This window comes from Rhizobium sp. SG570, from assembly GCF_012275345.1.
In the GTDB taxonomy this organism is placed as follows: domain Bacteria; phylum Pseudomonadota; class Alphaproteobacteria; order Rhizobiales; family Rhizobiaceae; genus Rhizobium; species Rhizobium lusitanum.
Genome location: NZ_JAAZQI010000005.1, coordinates 197,608 through 213,802, shown reverse-complemented (window position 1 = coordinate 213,802; position 16,195 = coordinate 197,608). Strand labels below are relative to the sequence as shown.

The 16,195-nt window shown below is 60.5% G+C and carries 18 protein-coding genes; 7 read left to right on the top strand and 11 right to left on the bottom strand.

From position 1 onward, the window contains the following. Nucleotides 1–136: 136 nt before the first annotated feature. The 4 genes from rpmF to mtgA all read right to left on the bottom strand — a co-directional run bounded on the left by rpmF (nucleotide 137) and on the right by mtgA (nucleotide 2,727). Complete coding sequence (gene rpmF / locus FHT28_RS12905; RefSeq protein WP_006724402.1) at nucleotides 137–322, bottom strand: 50S ribosomal protein L32; 186 nt, start codon at nucleotides 320–322, stop codon at nucleotides 137–139. A gap of 177 nt (nucleotides 323–499) precedes the next feature. Continuing rightward, complete coding sequence (locus FHT28_RS12900) at nucleotides 500–1,147, bottom strand: glutathione S-transferase family protein (protein WP_168596456.1); 648 nt, start codon at nucleotides 1,145–1,147, stop codon at nucleotides 500–502. A gap of 16 nt (nucleotides 1,148–1,163) precedes the next feature. Next, nucleotides 1,164–1,886, bottom strand: coding sequence for a DUF1868 domain-containing protein (locus FHT28_RS12895; RefSeq protein WP_168596523.1), 723 nt, complete (start codon nucleotides 1,884–1,886; stop codon nucleotides 1,164–1,166). A gap of 94 nt (nucleotides 1,887–1,980) precedes the next feature. Then, nucleotides 1,981–2,727: a monofunctional biosynthetic peptidoglycan transglycosylase gene (mtgA, locus tag FHT28_RS12890; protein WP_047554408.1), complete on the bottom strand. Its 747-nt coding sequence runs from the start codon at nucleotides 2,725–2,727 to the stop codon at nucleotides 1,981–1,983. A gap of 179 nt (nucleotides 2,728–2,906) precedes the next feature. On the opposite strand from mtgA, the gene FHT28_RS12885 reads away from it, so the two are divergent. Together FHT28_RS12885 and FHT28_RS12880 are read left to right on the top strand one after the other, a co-directional pair. Then, nucleotides 2,907–3,821, top strand: coding sequence for a polyprenyl synthetase family protein (locus FHT28_RS12885; protein WP_047554291.1), 915 nt, complete (start codon nucleotides 2,907–2,909; stop codon nucleotides 3,819–3,821). 198 nt (nucleotides 3,822–4,019) lie between these two features. Next, entirely contained in the window at nucleotides 4,020–4,661 is a 642-nt protein-coding gene (locus FHT28_RS12880; protein WP_037195838.1) for a LysE family translocator, read from the top strand. Between the two features lie 15 nt (nucleotides 4,662–4,676). Here the strand turns inward: FHT28_RS12880 and ispG are convergent, their stop codons facing one another. Next, nucleotides 4,677–5,930 carry a flavodoxin-dependent (E)-4-hydroxy-3-methylbut-2-enyl-diphosphate synthase gene (ispG, locus tag FHT28_RS12875; RefSeq protein ID WP_037195836.1) on the bottom strand — a complete coding sequence of 418 codons (1,254 nt, stop codon included), beginning with the start codon at nucleotides 5,928–5,930 and terminating at the stop codon, nucleotides 4,677–4,679. A gap of 127 nt (nucleotides 5,931–6,057) precedes the next feature. After that, on the bottom strand, nucleotides 6,058–7,257 hold the full coding sequence (locus FHT28_RS12870) for an MFS transporter (protein WP_168596455.1): 1,200 nt from the start codon (nucleotides 7,255–7,257) through the stop codon (nucleotides 6,058–6,060). 267 nt (nucleotides 7,258–7,524) lie between these two features. Here FHT28_RS12870 and FHT28_RS12865 point away from each other — a divergent pair, with 267 nt between their 5' ends. Next, complete coding sequence (locus FHT28_RS12865; protein ID WP_037195833.1) at nucleotides 7,525–8,397, top strand: DMT family transporter; 873 nt, start codon at nucleotides 7,525–7,527, stop codon at nucleotides 8,395–8,397. A gap of 28 nt (nucleotides 8,398–8,425) precedes the next feature. Here the strand turns inward: FHT28_RS12865 and FHT28_RS12860 are convergent, their stop codons facing one another. The 4 genes from FHT28_RS12860 to FHT28_RS12845 form a co-directional block, all read right to left on the bottom strand. After that, nucleotides 8,426–9,112 (bottom strand): GNAT family N-acetyltransferase, encoded by a 687-nt coding sequence (locus FHT28_RS12860; RefSeq protein WP_168596454.1) that lies wholly within the window; start codon nucleotides 9,110–9,112, stop codon nucleotides 8,426–8,428. Next, on the bottom strand, nucleotides 9,109–9,600 hold the full coding sequence (locus tag FHT28_RS12855) for a MarR family transcriptional regulator (protein WP_168596453.1): 492 nt from the start codon (nucleotides 9,598–9,600) through the stop codon (nucleotides 9,109–9,111). The genes FHT28_RS12860 and FHT28_RS12855 overlap by 4 nt, the downstream gene beginning before the upstream one ends. A 320-nt stretch (nucleotides 9,601–9,920) precedes the next feature. After that, a complete protein-coding gene (locus FHT28_RS12850) occupies nucleotides 9,921–10,994 on the bottom strand; it encodes an acyltransferase (protein ID WP_037195825.1) in 1,074 nt (357 codons plus the stop codon). Further along, on the bottom strand, nucleotides 10,987–11,967 hold the full coding sequence (locus FHT28_RS12845; protein ID WP_168596452.1) for an SGNH/GDSL hydrolase family protein: 981 nt from the start codon (nucleotides 11,965–11,967) through the stop codon (nucleotides 10,987–10,989). The genes FHT28_RS12850 and FHT28_RS12845 overlap by 8 nt, the downstream gene beginning before the upstream one ends. Before the next feature lie 515 nt (nucleotides 11,968–12,482). Here FHT28_RS12845 and FHT28_RS12840 point away from each other — a divergent pair. The 4 genes from FHT28_RS12840 (at nucleotide 12,483) to FHT28_RS12825 (ending at nucleotide 15,271) form a co-directional block, all read left to right on the top strand. Beyond that, the gene (locus FHT28_RS12840; protein WP_047554412.1) at nucleotides 12,483–13,256 is read left to right on the top strand and encodes an amino acid ABC transporter substrate-binding protein; all 774 of its coding nucleotides are present in this window, start codon (nucleotides 12,483–12,485) and stop codon (nucleotides 13,254–13,256) included. An 87-nt stretch (nucleotides 13,257–13,343) separates the two neighbouring features. Next, the gene (locus FHT28_RS12835; RefSeq protein ID WP_113118904.1) at nucleotides 13,344–14,024 is read left to right on the top strand and encodes an amino acid ABC transporter permease; all 681 of its coding nucleotides are present in this window, start codon (nucleotides 13,344–13,346) and stop codon (nucleotides 14,022–14,024) included. After that, nucleotides 14,021–14,782, top strand: a complete 762-nt coding sequence (locus FHT28_RS12830) for an amino acid ABC transporter ATP-binding protein (protein ID WP_047637677.1) — start codon at nucleotides 14,021–14,023, stop codon at nucleotides 14,780–14,782. Before FHT28_RS12835 ends, FHT28_RS12830 begins: the two co-directional genes overlap by 4 nt. Before the next feature lie 30 nt (nucleotides 14,783–14,812). Beyond that, nucleotides 14,813–15,271 (top strand): GNAT family N-acetyltransferase, encoded by a 459-nt coding sequence (locus FHT28_RS12825; protein WP_113118903.1) that lies wholly within the window; start codon nucleotides 14,813–14,815, stop codon nucleotides 15,269–15,271. Between the two features lie 30 nt (nucleotides 15,272–15,301). Here the strand turns inward: FHT28_RS12825 and FHT28_RS12820 are convergent, their stop codons facing one another. Next, a complete protein-coding gene (locus FHT28_RS12820) occupies nucleotides 15,302–16,123 on the bottom strand; it encodes an MBL fold metallo-hydrolase (RefSeq protein WP_168596451.1) in 822 nt (273 codons plus the stop codon). Between the last annotated feature and the right edge of the window lie 72 nt (nucleotides 16,124–16,195).

Here is a 16,195-nt window from a genome sequence, read left to right as displayed (position 1 = left end):
TTTACGGAGAGTGCATACCCAGCAGCGCGGCCCCCTAACAGGCCGCTTTTCTTCCACCCATACAACCAGATCAAAACGGAAAAAGGCCGGCGAACCGCCAGCCTTTTTAATTCATGCCATCAAGGCAGCGCTGAAATTATGCGCTTTCCTTCGGCGTCAGGACCTGGCGACCGCGATACATACCGGTTTTCAGATCGATATGGTGCGGACGGCGCAGTTCGCCGGAGTTCTTGTCTTCAACATAGGTCGAAGCCTTCAGTGCGTCAGCCGAACGGCGCATACCGCGCTTGGACGGGCTTGTTTTTCTCTTCGGTACAGCCATTTTCGGTACTCCAATTTGCGGACGAAACATATCTACGGCCAGCCAGGCGGCCGAAATAGACATGCATCAATTTCGGAATTTGGCCGGGCTTGTACATGACTTATCGGGCTTTGACCAGTCCCTTCCAGCATTTTTTGCCCGCAGCAGCTGATTCGGCATATCGGAACCGATCGAGGTTCAATCCTCGTCTTCCGGCACGATCCATGTTTCCTGCAGCGCCGCCTCTTCCCACTTCTTCCAGGCAGGCAAGCCTTTCATGACAGCCATATAGTCCTTTGTGTCGGCATTGGTAGCGATATCGTATCGCTCGAGGCGGCTGATGACGGGCGCAAACATCGCGTCTGCCCCAGAAAACGCTCCGAACAGGAAAGGACCGCCGGAGCGGGACCGCGCCTCGCGCCAGATTGTCTCGATGCGTGCCACATCCTCCATGACCCCTTCCAGCCGGTCGGGGCGGCTCACCGGACGGCGCATGTTCATCGGGCATGCATTGCGCAGAGCACTGAAACCCGACAGCATCTCCATGCTGTAGGACCGTGCCAGCGCTCGCGCCTGCCGATCCCTGGGCAGCAGGCCGGCATCGGGGAAAAGCTCGGCCACATATTCGATGATGGCAAGCGATTCCCAGACCTTGAAGCCGCCATGCACCAGCATCGGTACTTTGCCCGTCGGCGAAACCTCGCGAATGTCGGGATTGCCGGCCGGAAAATCGAAGGGGATCAGAACCTCTTCGAAGGCGATGCCGCAACCCTCCAGCGCGATCCATGGCCGGAACGACCAGGAGGAATAGTTCTTGTTGCCGATATAAAGGATCAGCTTGTCCATGATCCCTGCTCCCTTGTTAGCTCCGGAATTCCAGGACGCGAAGTTCCTCGAAATGGTTCATATCATCGAACGAGCAGAAGGCCGGTGGCCGCAGCTCAAGAACGGGCACCTCGGCACGAAGCTCGGCCGCTACCTCGTCCAGCATCGCCTGCCAGCGCGGCAGCGCCTCATCGGCCAGCCGCTCGATGACATAGGTGAAGGTAATGTGAAAGGCATAGGTGTCGTGATCGGGATGGCGATAACCGAGGAGATCGGCCAGCGCATTGCGCCATTCCCGCATCGTCTTGCGGTCCGCTTCCGTTGCGCCATCGACCAAGAGGCCGCTCGGTCGCGCCTTTATCACCGCCACCTTGAACGGATCGCGCATGGAAAAGGCCTTTAGCCGCTCACGCATGATCTCGGTCATCTCGTCGATCGGCGTGTCGAGCGCAATGCCCGCGGGCCAATGAGGCTGCGTGCGGCGATATTCGATGACGCCCTGGAACAGCGTCATATGAAGGCTGGAAACCGGCGTGAAGGTAAATTGCCGGGTTTCCGGCATCTCCAGGTACTTCTGCCTCGCCACTACCATGGCACGCTGTGTTTGCGAGCCCTCAGGCACATGGCAGACGATCGTATTGCCAGGCTCGTACTGGAAGACCCCGGAAAGATCGTAGCGCGTACCGAGATGGCGCGGCGGCTCAGGATGCAGGCTCTTGGCATATTGCAGCAGCTCGGGGGAAAAGGCGGAGAAGTCCATGGCATGTCCGATCGTCGTTGGCAGATCATCCGCCCTTAGGTCATAGCCAAGAATGGCAGATGACAACAAGCCGATCGAACGACAAGTTCTGATCTCAATCATAAAGGCATTTGATGTATTCGTCGGCATTCCTCGCACGCCGCTGGATCAGCGAGGCGAGCTGGCTGAGGCCGCGCCCCGGCTTGCTCGCCACCCGATCGATCGGATTGGGGAGCGAGACCGCAAGAAGAGCGGCCTGGCGCGCAGTGAGCTTGGAAGCAGGCACCTTGAAATGATATCGCGCCGCCGCCTCGATGCCGTATATGCCCGGCCCCCACTCGGCGACATTCAGATAGATTTCCATCATCCGGCGCTTGGGCCAGACGAAGGAGGCCGAAACCGCAAGCGGCAGCTCCAGCGTCTTGCGCACGAAGGAACGGCTGTTCCAGAGAAACAGGTTCTTCACCGTCTGCATCGGGATCGTGCTGCCGCCGCGCGTGGATTTGCCCTGGAGCGTCTCCTGGACCAGCATCCGCATCTCGCCCCAATCGACCCCGCCATGGAAGCAGAACTGCCCGTCCTCGGAAACCAGGACCGATTTCACCAGCACCGGCGCTATCTGGTCGAGCGGAACCCAGCGGCGATCATATCCCTGAAACGTGACCACATCGCGCAGCATCAGGGTCGAGACCGGGTGTACGAACGGCAATACGTAGAGGAGGATGAAGAGATAGGGCAGCAGCAACAAGCCGATCAGGATGAGGACGATGCGTTGCCAAAGCGGACGGTCCTTGAAGCGCGCAAACAACGAGGACCGTTGCGGCATATCGGCTTCCTCCTCATTGTCCGTCGATATGTCCAATTGCCTGACGTCCACGATCGCTCCATCCCGGAACACTCTTCACGCATCCGGGAAACGCTCAGAATGCTGCAATCGTCATACCGTCTACACAAAGCGATGACCAGAGTGCGACGCAATTCCCCAACCGGCTGTTGACAATTCTCGTTGCCAGCCATCGCCTCTCATGCCAAACAGCGGCCATGGACAGCACCCATTCCTCATTCGAACAGCGCCTCAGGGACAATGCCGGCAAGATCGAGGCCACGTTGAGCCGGCTTCTCGGCGATGCCAGCCTCGGCGACGAGATCGTTCGTCCCGCCCGGCTTCTGAGCGCGATGCGCCATGGCGTGCTGAATGGCGGCAAGCGGCTGAGACCCTTTCTCGTCATGGAGTCATCAGCGCTTCTCGGCGGCAATGCGGATGCCGCCCTGAGGGTCGGCGCAGCCCTCGAATGCGTACATTGCTATTCGCTTGTCCACGACGACCTGCCTGCCATGGACGACGACGACCTGCGTCGCGGCCAGCCGACCGTGCATATCGCCTTCGACTACGCGACAGCGATCCTGGCGGGCGACAGCCTGCTGACCTACGCCTTCGATATCATAGCCGCACCCGAAACGGAGTTGCCGGCCGATCGGAAAATGGCGCTCGTGCTTGCGCTCGCGCGAGCATCCGGCATCGGCGGCATGGCCGGCGGCCAGGCACTCGACCTTGCAGCGGAAAAAGAGACGCCGGACGAAAACGGCATCACGACGCTGCAGGCGATGAAGACAGGTGCGCTGATCCGCTGCGCCTGCGAGGCAGGCGCGATCATCGCCGGCGCCGGCGTGGAAGACCGAAGGCGACTGCGGACCTTCGGCGAAAAGATCGGCCTCGCCTTCCAACTTGCCGACGACCTACTCGACCTGACAGCCGATGCCGCCACCATGGGCAAGGCAACGGGCAAGGATGCCGCCCGCGGCAAGGGCACGCTGGTGGGCCTGCACGGCCAGGAATGGGCCGAGACGACGCTCGCAAGGCTGGTCACCGAAGCGGCCGATCTGCTGTCCGGTTACGGCGACAAGGCGCATGTGCTTGTCGAAACGGCGCGGTTCGTGGCGAACCGCAGGAACTGAACTCTCTCGGACGCAGCGGCCTGCCTTGCACCAGAGCACCCCGTTGCAGGGGCCTTTCGAAACAGCCCAATGTCACCATGACAAGAATCTCCGCAGCGGAGGGTGATTTTCGCTGCGCTTTATGACAAATTCCCCTACCGAATTGGCCCGCAGACGCGGAATTGTCCGCGCGAGCCAAGGCCCCCGGGAATTTTCTCCATGCGCGAGACGCTTGCCTATCTGCCGCAGATCCTGCCGGCCTATATCGCCTATATCATCGCCGTCGTCAGTCCTGGACCGGCGATCATGGCCATCATCGGCACATCGATGACGCACGGCCGCAAGGCGGGCATGACCCTCTCGCTCGGCATCTTCGGTGGCTCGCTGACCTGGGCGATCGCCGCTGCTGCCGGCCTCGCCACCCTGCTGCAGACCTACGCGATGGCGCTGGAGGTGCTGAAGATCTTCGGCGGCATCTATCTGCTCTATCTTGCCTACAAGGCATTTCGCGCCGTGCGGGCAAGCGGCGACGTGCCAACCGCCACCATGGAAACAAAGGCACCGACCTTCAAGTCGCTGGTCCTGCGCGGCTACGGCATCCACGTCACCAATCCGAAAGCGATCTTCGCCTGGCTCGCCATCATCGCGCTCGGCATGCCGCAGGGCGCGCCCGCCTCCGTGGCGGTGCTGATCATCATCGTCTGTGGCGCCACAGGTTTCGTGGCGTTCATGGGCTATGCGATGCTGTTCTCGACGCCGCATGCGCTGAAGATCTACAGGAACGCGCGCCGCTGGATCGAAGGCGCCATGGCCGGCTTCTATTGCTTCGCCGGCATCAAGCTGCTGACGAGCAATATCTAGCGTGAGGGCGGCGGATCACTCCGCCGCGACGCTCTTCTGGCCGAACCGCTTCTCGATATAGTCGGCAACCAGCGCCTCGAAGTCCGAAGCGATATTCGGGCCGCGCAGCGTCATGGCCTTCTGGCCGTCGATGAAGACCGGGGCTGCCGGCGTTTCGCCGGTGCCTGGCAGGGAAATACCGATGTCGGCATGCTTGCTTTCGCCGGGACCGTTGACGATACAGCCCATGACGGCGACGTTCAGCGCCTCGACGCCCGGATATTTCTCGCGCCAGACCGGCATGTTCTTGCGGATGTCGTTCTGGATGTTCTGCGCCAGTTCCTGGAAGACGGTCGAGGTCGTTCGGCCGCAGCCGGGACAAGCCGCGACGACGGGTATGAACTGGCGGAAACCCATGACCTGCAGCAGCTCCTGCGCCACCTGCACCTCGCGGGTACGGTCGCCATTCGGCTCCGGTGTCAGCGACACGCGGATCGTATCGCCGATGCCGTGCTGCAGCACATAGCCCATGGCGGCCGACGAGGCGACGATGCCCTTGCTGCCCATGCCTGCCTCGGTAAGGCCAAGATGCAGCGCATGGTCGGAACGCTCCGACAGCATGGAATAGACGGCGATCAGATCCTGCACCTGGCTGACCTTGGCCGACAGGATGATGCGGTTGCGCGGCAGGCCGATTTCCTCGGCGAGATCGGCAGAGATCAGCGCCGACTGCACGATCGTCTCGCGCGTCACCTGGCGGGCCGACAACGGGGAACCCTCGGCGGCGTTCTTGTCCATCAGCGCGGTCAGAAGATCCTGATCGAGCGAACCCCAGTTGACGCCGATGCGCACCGGCTTGTCGTAGCGGATCGCCATCTCGATGATCTCGGCGAACTGCTTGTCCTTCTTGTCCTTGAAGCCGACATTGCCGGGATTGATGCGATATTTCGCCAGCGCCTCGGCGCAGGCCGGATGATCGGCGAGCAGCTTGTGCCCGATATAATGGAAATCGCCGATCAGCGGCACGTCCATGCCGAGCCGCAGCAGCCGCTCGCGGATCTTCGGCACGGCGGCCGCACTTTCGTCGCGGTCGACGGTGATGCGCACGAGCTCCGAGCCGGCCTTGAACAGGGCCGCCACCTGCGCCACGGTCGAATCGACGTCGGCGGTATCGGTATTGGTCATGGATTGCACGACCACGGGCGCACCGCCACCGACGATCACACCGCCGACATCGACGGCAACGGAGGAACGGCGCGGTTTCGGGTCGAAATCACTGGCAGACGACATGGATAGCTCTCGCAGGCCTTTGAAACTGGTGCCTTTCAGGTGGATCACGGAGCGGTCGTTGTCAACCGCTCCGGGTATCTCTTTTGATCGGACAGGATCAAGCCGATAGCGAGCAAAAGCGACAAAATTAATGCTTGCTGTCACCGATACCGTCAGCGTAGCGCGCCAGCGACGACAGCGCCAGCACGACGAGCAGCAGCACCGGCAGCGCCATCAGCACCGGCGAGAATCCGATGTGTTCGGCGGCAAAGCCGATGGCCGAAGGCGCAACCAGCATGCCGGAATAGCCGAGCGTGGTAACGACGGAGATGGCGATGCCGGGCTGCAGGCCCGGAATATTGCCCGCCGCGGAGAAGGCGATCGGCACCATGTTCGAAATGCCGATGCCGCAAAGCGCGAAGCCGAGAATGGCGATCTCCGCATTCGGCGCCAGCGCCGCCGTCAGCATGCCGACGATGGCAAAGATCGTGCAGACGCGCAGCGTCCTTACCGCACCGAGCCGATCACGCACGAAATCGCCGGCGAAGCGCATCGTTGCCATGGTGGCGGAAAAAGCGGCGAAGCCGAAGCCCGACAAGATGACCGATGCTCCCTTTTCCTGGCCGAGATAGAGCGCGCTCCAATCGAGCACGGCACCCTCCGGCACCATGCAGAACAGCGCGACGATGCCGAGCAGCCACGGCAGCGGGATCATCGGAAGCCGCGCCTTCGGCTTGGCCTCGTCCGGATGCGGCTGATCGCCGAGAACCATTGGCCAGGCGACAACCAGGAAGAGGATTGCCAGCACGGTCGAAACCTCAGCATGGCCGAGAACGCCCCAATGCGAAATCAGGAAGCCGCCGATCGCCGAGCCCAGCAGGCCGCCCAGGCTCCAGAAGGCATGGCAGGACGACATGATCGCCCGGCGCATGGATTGCTCGACCGATACGGCATTGGCGTTCATCGCCACGTCCATGGCGCCGATGAAGCCGCCGAAGAAGAACAGCGCAATGGCCGCCGTCCACACATTTGGTGCCAACGTCAGAGCCAGGAGCATCGGTACCAGCAGCACCCCGAGCGCCCTGACGACGACCCTCGAGCCGCGAACGGCGATCTGCGCGCCGGCCAGCGGCATCATGACAAGCGAGCCGACGCCGAAGACCAGGATCATCAGGCCGAGTTCGAATTTAGACAGTTGCAGCCGCTCGGCGAACTCCGGAATTTTCGGTGCCCAACAGCCGACCATGAAGCCATTCATCAAGAACAGCAGGGAGACGGCCGCGCGCGATTTTGTGAAAAACCCGCTCTTTCGCGCCTCAAGACCCTCCGATCTCGTCATATTGTCCATAAAAAATCCTCCGCATCGGTGCCGCACTCTATTTAAATCGATTGAAATCGCAACGATTGAAAACGGTCGACACGGTCACATTTCGTCTCCCTCTGTTAAAGCGGAGGCAAAGACGCCACAACCTCGAATAAATCATTCATATGTGCACGGCATTGGCAAAATGTCCTATTGACGGCGAAAAAGTAGGCTCCTATCGGTTGAGGCCTGAAAGATTCTTCAGTCGGCCCGAGTCGACCATTTTTTGTCGGCCATCCCTTTGGTGCTTCCGTGAAAAACCCCATCAGCTATGGCATCCTGCTTACGGTGTTTGCCTACATGCTGTTCACTGCCCATGATTCGGCTGTGAAGCTGCTCGTCGCTTCCATTCCGGTCTGGCAGGTCCTGTTCATTCGAAGCTGCACCATCCTTGCCGGCTGCTTCGTCTTCGAAGGCCCGTCGCTGGTCCGCAAGGTGGCGCGCTCGCCGATCATCAAGCCGATGATCGTGCGCAGCATCATCATCCTGATTGCCTGGATTTCCTATTATTCGGCGGCCTCCTACCTGCAGCTCGCGGAGGTGACGACGCTTTACTATGCCGCACCGATCGTCGGCACCATTCTCGCCACCATCGTGCTGCGCGAAAAGGTCACCTTCGCCCGCTGGATGGCGGTGGGCGTCGGCTTCTGCGGCGTGGTGATCGCCTCCAATCCCGTGGGACTGTCGATCTCCTGGCCGGTCTATCTGGCCCTCCAGGCCGCCATCCTCTGGGCAAGCGGCATGGTGCTGCTGCGCAAGACGGCGCTGCATGAGAAGAGCCATATCCAGATGGCCGTCTCCAACATCATGTTCATCATCCTCACCGCCGGCATGGCGATTGCGCACTGGCACACGCCGACGCCGTTCCAGATCGTCCTGCTTGCGCTGACCGGCGTCATCGCCGGCGCCGGCCAGCTGGCTCTCTTCGAAGGCATGCGGCAAGCACCCGTCTCCGTGCTTGCACCCTTCGAATATACGTCCCTCGTCTGGGCCTTCCTGCTCGGCTACCTGATCTGGGGAGACATCCCCGGCGCCAACACCTTCATCGGCGCCATCCTGATCCTCAGCGCCGGGTTCATCATCATTATCAGCGAACGGATGAAGCGGCGCGCCGCGGCGGCCTGAGGCGGATCCAGGCTGGCCGAAGGGATGATTACGCCGCCTGCCGGCGCGTAACCACGCTGAGATTCATTTCGGTGCGCAAGCGGAAACCAAGCGCCTTGTAGAGCGAGATGGCCGGAGTATTCGCCGCAAAGGCATGCAGGTAGACGGTCTCGTCCGTCGCCGAGATCTCGCCGGCAACGAAGCGGAAGAGCAGGGTGCCGAGGCCCCGCCCCTGAAAATCGGGATGGGTGCAAAGGCCGCTGAGTTCGGCAAAACCGGGCTGGCGCATGCGCTGACCGGCCATGGCAACGAGCCGGCCATCGATCTTGACGCCCCAAAAGGTGCCGAGGCTCTGGGCGCGCAACGTGAAGGGACCGGGCTTGGTCAATGTGGCCAAAGCGAGCATCTCCGCTGCATCGCCTTCCGTCAGCGGCGCGATCCGGCTGTCTGAGATGCGCTCATGGGGCCGTTCGGCGATCATCTGCACGAGCCTGCTTTCGGAGAGGACCGTCAAGCCCTGCGGGACCGTGATTGGGCAGGCTTCGACGAGCGCCATGACCTCGTCGGCGGCAGGCAGGTTCTCCAATGCCTCAAGGCTTTCCGCCGTATCATCGGCAGCGGCCGCGAAGGGCACGATCGAGGGCGGATAGCGGCGGGCACGTTCACCGCCTTCGGCCAATGTCGCATGGGCGGTTCGCAGCGCATTCCAGGCCGGCCGGTCGAGAATATGACTCATGATTTCTGCTCCTTATCGACACCTCGACGGGCAAGCGGTGCTTCGGCAAGCCCGTCCTCGATCGCGGCGAGCTGTTGCAGGATCGGTCCGGAGAGATCGCCGCAAAGCTCGGTCACCGCCTGTTCGATGCGCGGCCAGACCGATCGTTTCGAATAATCGACAAGTTCCCGGCCCTTTGGCGTCAGCGAAACCAGCCTTCGGCGCTGGTCCTCGGCCGAGGCCTGCATGTCGACGTAACCCAGCTCCAGAAGCTGCGAGATGGTGCGCGTGGCACCCGGCTGGGTGATGCCGACGGCCTGGGCAAGTTCGCCTATCGTCAGGGGGCCGGCGCGGTCGATCGCCGCGAGGAAGGGATATTGGGCCGACTGGAGGGAGACGCCGAACTCCTCCATGATCTGCTGCGTATCCGCCTGAAGGCGTTCGCCGATACGGCGAAAGCGGCTGCCCAGGCAAAGGAAACCCAACGATTTCACGATATCCTCAGCCAAGGTGTCCTCCATAACAATTACATAACTTGTTATATAAACTGTTATGGAATTGATATCAAGCGCCTCTTCAGGTTGGATGGCGAGCAATTTCATGTGGGAAGCCGGGCAAGGACTTGTCCAGGCGAAGTCGCAGCCGCAGGGCTCAACGAACGCGACGACGAGCTCACTCCAGAGGAATTCTGTGATACTCCGCAGCTGCGAAGCCGCTTCGAGATCAATATCCGCCGCGGCCAAATCTGCTATTGCCGGCACCCGCCAGGCGCAAGCCAGGGAGCGCCTCGCAAGAGATCCCTTCAACCGCCGCCGGGATAGCCGGGATTTTATTCCGCCTGAACGACAGGCTGTCCGATAGGTTTCGAACGCCTCATCAGAAAAGCCTGCATCGGTCGCTCAAAAAACTTCAGAAGCATCACAGAGATCCCAATCGTGCAAAGCGTAACCAGCACCAATATTCCCGTCACAAAGGATATGGAAAAGTGGTCGCCCAGCAATTTGATCGGAAGCTGCAATGTGTAGGGGTGTATGAGGTAAAGCGAGTAGGAAGCGTCGCCGAGGAGAACCAGGGTAGCCAATATTTTTCCGGCAGGCAGCCGCATGAGCAGGAAGCCCGAGACCAGCAGGACAGCCAACAGGCTCGAGGCGAAAATATTGGGGCCGGCGAGTGTCGTGATGAGGAAATGGGCTCCGCACGCCAAAATAACCAGAGCAACCGCGACGGTATTCGATCCGCTCCTGAAGGCGCTGGACGCGGAGTATGCTTTGTGAAGCATCATGCCGAGAGCGAACTCGATCAATATCGGACTTGTGTAGAAACGCCATTCGACAGACCCGTGCGGCCAGATCGCACCCAGTGCCACCAGGGATAGGACGATTGCGCAGGCATACCATGTCGCCTTGGCGCCAAACAGCAGGCAGGCACCGAAAATCATGTAGAAAAACATCTCGTAACAGAGCGTCCAACCCAGAAACAGGATCGGCTGTATCGCGCCTCCGCTTTTCTCATAAGGGATGAAAAGAAGAGATTTAACCACAGTCTCCACGCTCACGATCGTCGAGTTGAGCAGGTTGGGCTTCACAAGCGCGATCAAGATAATCGCGAACGTCAGCAGCCAGTAGAGCGGAACGATTCTGGAAAGTCGCTTGCGTGCGAAATAAGCAACCCCACGTGCCGGATCGGAGGAGTAGCTGATGATAAATCCACTGAGAACGAAGAAAACGTCGACGCCGGCTGCGCCCATGCCAAGATAGTTGCGATCGAGATGATATTGTATCGTGAGACCGCTTCCGAAATGGAAGAGAACGACCGCGAAAGCCGCCGCGAACCGAAGTACCTGGAGAGATTCAAAATGCTTCGAGTTTGATTGCCGAATTGAAAGTACGCGTTCGTTAATCATGAAGGCCCCGATCCGCTTTGATTGCCTGTTCCAACACTGTTGCCATTGCCGCATTGGTGCTGCGGCTTGGATGCCAGTCGCATCCGAAATCTGTCGGTTTGACCCGCAAGTTCAGATAGCGCAGACGATTTTCGCCTTTCGCGGCGCTCGTCTGGACGGCGAGTTCAATTGCTTTCTCCGCCACATCGAAATCCTTCTGGGACATCATCGGACCGAGTGCGGCGTATAGATACGCCTTCGGAAACTGATGCCTCAGCCTGGCGACGAGCTTGACGTATTCATCGACAAAATCGCTGGGATTCTTGTTACCCGAGAAGTCGTTCGTTCCCAGATTGATAACCACCGCGGAAACGCGTTCATTGGGAGCGCTGGGTGCGCCATGTCTCAACGGCGTCACGTTATCCATCACGTCAGCCATGGTTTTCGTGCCTTTGCCGGCATGCGAAAGACCGATTCCCGAAACCGCGAGCGTCGTCAGTTCCATCCCCAGACTACGCGCTGCCACGGCGGTGTATGTCAGGTATTGATTTTCCGTCTCGGGGCTGAATTTGCATCCGGGGCCGACGCCCTCGACGCCATAGCCGGCGGTGATGGAGTCCCCTATGGCCACCAGTTCATCCCTCGGGGCCGACGCCGGGAGAAACGAACCGTCCGTTTCCGCCGAAACGAATATGGTATCGCCAATCCATCCCTCGGTGCGGCGCGTCGCGCGAACATCATGGACACTTTGCTGCAACCCGTCGGCAAGCTGGTATTGGTGCTTCCCCGCCTGCAGATCGAGGCGCTGGGGAACGCCATCCACTTCGATCACCAGACTGTTTTTTCCGGTATCAACGAGCGTGACGGAGAGCGATCTGCCTTCAAAACGAAGCGCGAAACCGCTGCCAGGCCAGCCAAAAGCTGCCTCATCAGCAGCAACGCGGCCGATCCATTTCGATGGCCGCTCAGTCGTTTCCGCCGCAAAGGCCGGCATGAAAGTAGACAAACCCAGAAGGAAAGACGCAGCCACGACAACAAGCCTAGTAACCGGCCAAGGCCGCCAGCACGCAATGATGGGCAATTCGTCACCTCTTCGGGCTGTGTCAGATCAATTCCTGCACTTCACTTCGTAGTAGAAACGCATTTCGATTGCCGCCGGCGTCTCCCGGCAAACCGCCAGGAGACATTCATGGCGCGCACGCCCTGCGTGAACGATGCCGCACCAAACAACAATCACATGATGCAACGGGCAACATTGAGAGAAATGGAGCAACACCGGGAGAAGTAGGGCAACATTCAGAATTGTCACCATGCTGCACTGCCACATCAGTCAGCAATTATCGACGGAGGCGGAAGCCTCGGCTCTCCTGACGGCTAGATCGGCTGTTCTTTGAGAAAAATATTCGCAATTGCCCAATCGTTTCGCAGTTTTCTACGCTTCCGTGATGCAATTTTTCTGCGATGTATGCGACATTGATTGAAACCGCTCTCAAGAAACGGAAGAAAATTATGAACTGGTTGAAGACTGTTGCTGCCGCCGCCCTCGTGCAGGCTGCGTTTCTCCTGCCCGCCCATGCCGGCGACAACCTCAAGGCGATCCAGACCGCCGGCGTGCTGAAGGTCGGCACGGAAGGCACCTATGCGCCCTTCACCTATCACGACGAGAGCGGCAAGCTCACAGGCTTCGATGTCGAGATCGCCGAAGCCATCGCCGGCAAGCTCGGCGTCAAGGCGCAGTTCCTGGAAGGCAAGTGGGACGGCCTGATCGCCGGTCTCGACGCCAACCGCTACGACACGGTCATCAACGAAGTTGGCATCACCGATGCCCGCAAGCAGAAGTATGATTTCTCCGATCCCTACATTGCCTCGAAAGCCGTGCTGATCGTCAAGGAAGGCAATAAGGACATCAAGGATTTCGCCGACCTCAAGGGCAAGAAATCAGCGCAGTCGCTGACCAGCAATTTCGGCAAGCTCGCCCAGCAGTCCGGCGCCGAGCTCGTCGGCACCGACGGCTTCGACCAGTCGATCCAGCTCGTGCTGACAGGCCGCGCCGACGCGACGATCAATGACAGCCTCTCCTTCCTCGATTTCAAGAAGCACAAGCCCGACGCGCCGGTGAAGATCGTCGCCCAGCAGGCCAATGCCGATTATTCCGCCGCCATCATCCGCAAGGGCGAGCCGGAACTGCAGGCTGCCATCAACAAGGCACTGGCCGATATCAAGGCCGACGGCACCTATACCAAGATCTCTCAGAAGTACTTCGGACAGGACGTTTCGAAGTAAGTGGGAATAGGCAGAAACACCAATTTGTGAAAAAGATGCGTCCGGGGTCATCTCCGGACGCATTCTCTTATCGAAAGGCGCTTCTCCTTGGAGCACTGGTTGCAACTGATGTGGGACTCTTTGGGCTCACTGCTTTGGGCAGGGCTCGTCTTCACTATCCCGCTCACCCTCATCACCTTCGTTCTCGGCCTGCTGCTCGGGCTCGTCACCGCCGTTGTCAGGCTGTTCGGCCCGCGGCCGTTGGTCGCCGTCGCACGCTTCTACGTCTGGGTGATCCGCGGCACGCCGCTTCTGGTGCAGCTCTTCGTCATCTTCTACGGCCTGCCAAGCCTCGGCATCCTGCTCGATGCCTTCCCGGCCGCCATCATCGGCTTCACGCTGAACGTCGGCGCCTATTCGTCCGAGATCATCCGCGCCGTCATCTCCTCGGTGCCCAAGGGCCAGTGGGAAGCGGCCTATTCCATCGGCATGAACTGGCGCCAGGCGATGAGCCGCACCATCCTGCCGCAGGCCGCCCGCGTCGCCGTGCCGCCACTGTCGAACACCTTCATCTCGCTCGTCAAGGATACCTCGCTTGCCGCCGCGATCACCGTGCCGGAACTGTTCCAGGCCGCGCAGCGCATCGTGGCGACGACCTATGAGCCGTTGATCCTCTATATCGAGGCCGCCATCATCTATCTCGTGCTCAGCACGTTCCTCTCGACGCTGCAGGGCTATCTCGAACGCCGTTTCGCCCGCTCCGGCGGCACGCTGGAGGCGCAGACATGATCGAGCTGTCGCATATCGAAAAACGCTTCGGCGACAATGTCATCCTGAAAGATATCAGCCTGCTGATCCCGGAAGGCACCGTGACGGCCCTGGTCGGCCCCTCTGGCGGCGGCAAGAGCACGCTTCTGCGCTGCATCAACCTTCTGGAAATTCCGACTGCCGGCACCATCCGCATCGGCGGGGAAACGGCCACCTTCCTGCCGGGCAAGAGGCCCGCTTGGCAGGAGATCCAGAAAATCCGCCGCCAGACCGGTATGGTCTTCCAGAATTTTCAGCTCTTTCCGCACCAGACAGCGATCCAGAACGTCATGGAGGGCCTGACGACCGTGCTGCGCTGGCCGGCGGACAAGGCCCGCGCCCGCGCCGTCGAACTGCTGACCAAGGTCGGCATGGCGCACAAGATGGATGCGTGGCCCTCGACGCTGTCGGGCGGGCAGCAGCAGCGCGTCGCGATCGCCCGGGCGCTTGCGCCCTCGCCGCGCGTGCTGCTCTGCGACGAGCCGACCTCGGCGCTCGATCCGGAACTCGCAGCCGAAGTGGTCGATGTCCTCGGCAAGCTCGCCAACGAAGGCACAACCATGGTCATGGCGACACATGATCTGCGGCTTGCCTCGAAGATCGCCAACAATGTGGTTTTCCTCGAGGCGGGCAACATCGTCGAGACAGGTTCCTCCCGCAGCATCTTCGGCTCACCGTCGCAGGAGCGCACCAAGCAGTTCATCTCGACGCTGAATGCCGGTCACAGCTACGATATTTGAGGATCGGACCGCTCGCCGGAGGCAACGAGAGTGACGCAACCCTTTTTTCTGCGCGCGGCGACCGCTGACGATGCCGAGACCATTCGCCTGCTGACGCGGGAAGCCTATGCCAAATGGGTGCCCATCATCGGTCGCGAGCCGCTGCCGATGGTTGCAGACTATGCGGAGGCCGTTCGCAAGCACCGCATCGACCTCGTGGAGATCGAAGGCAGGCCTGCCGCGCTGATCGAAATGGTTCCCGGCGCCGACCATCTGCTGATCGAGAATGTCGCAGTATCGCCGGCACATCAGGGGCAGGGCATCGGCCGCAGGCTGCTGGCGCACGCCGAGGATGTCGCGGCCTCGCTGGGACACAGGGAAATCCGGCTCTATACCAACAAGCTTTTTGCCGAAAATGTGCGGCTCTATCTGAAGAATGGCTATGCGATCGACCGTGAGGAGGCGTTCAAGGGCGGCTTCATCGTCCATATGCGCAAATCGGTCGGATAGCGTGCGGAAAGCCGCAACGAGCCGGGTGTTTTACACCGGCGCGATCTGGTAGCCATCGGAGGCACGCCGCACGCGGCCGAAGCCGGTGATATGGCCGCCGGCGATGATCCAGCCTTCGCGGGCGGCATCTTCCAGCACGGCTTGACGCGTTCGCAACGCCATCTCGGCATCGAGATCGAAGATCAGCCCGATCTTCGGATCACCGGGTTGAAGATCGCCCAGATGCAAGGCATCGCCCCAGATCAGGAGATGGTTGTCTTCGCCGCGAACCAGATAACCGGTGTGACCGGGGGTATGGCCCGGCAGAGACCGCGCCTCTATGCCGGCCAATACAGGGCCTTCCTCGATCTGTCGGACTCGCGACCCATAGACTCGCTGGAGCTGTTCGGCCACCTTGAAGCCGCCACGCCGCGCCTCCGGTGTTGCCTCCCGAGCGGCCGGATCGGTGAAAAAGGCAAGATCCCTGTCCGGCACGAACACATCGGCATGGGGGAAATACGGGGTGTCTCCATCCAACAGACCGAGCGCATGATCGCCATGCAGATGGGTGATCAATATGTGCTGGACCTGTTCCGGCGTGATTCCCGCTTCACGCAATGCAGATCGCGCGTGACCGTAATTGGGTCCCCACGAAGTGCCCGTACCGGCGTCCACGAGAATGATGCCATCGGCACCCCGCAGGGCGAAACAGTTTACATCCACTCGAAGCGTCGGCTTGCCCCAAGCCTCGATGACACGCTGCCTTGCAACACCGCCATCGGCATGGATGAGCACATCAATCGAAGGTTCGAAAACGCCGTCGTGCAGAAGGATGACGTCATATTGCCCGAAACGCCGGAATTTGCTCGTCATCGATACGATTCCACCTCGATATCCAGACTCGAAAAAAGGGGCGGAGCCCGAGAGCCGCCCCTTCCTTATTTC